The following is a 231-nucleotide window of genomic DNA, read 5'->3' as shown; positions in this document are numbered from 1 at the left end:
ATGCGATGCTCGGCACCACGCATTGCACCAATGCCATCGTGGAGCGCAAGCATCTCGGCCGGGTTGGCCTGATTCGCATCGGCGCTCCGGCGACGACAGCTGTTCCGCCGCTTGCCGGCTGGGACGAATCGCTGCGCGCTGCGGTTGGGCCGCATAGCTATATCGCGTCCGGCGGCTTTGAGTATGACGGCCGCAAGATCGCCAACCTGGACGAAGAGGAGATCGCCGAAC

General features: G+C 64.5%; 1 protein-coding gene. It reads left to right on the top strand.

The window, feature by feature from the left end; translation table 11 throughout:
• A partial coding sequence (locus ACSNOG_RS34110) for a hydantoinase/oxoprolinase N-terminal domain-containing protein (protein ID WP_436756538.1) occupies positions 1 to 231 on the top strand: 231 nt, incomplete at both ends.

This window comes from Streptomyces sp. URMC 124 (genome assembly GCF_051386455.1).
In the GTDB taxonomy this organism is placed as follows: Bacteria; Actinomycetota; Actinomycetes; order Streptomycetales; family Streptomycetaceae; genus Streptomyces.
Note: the sequence above shows the minus strand (reverse complement) of the source record. Positions and strands in the feature narration are given on the sequence as shown.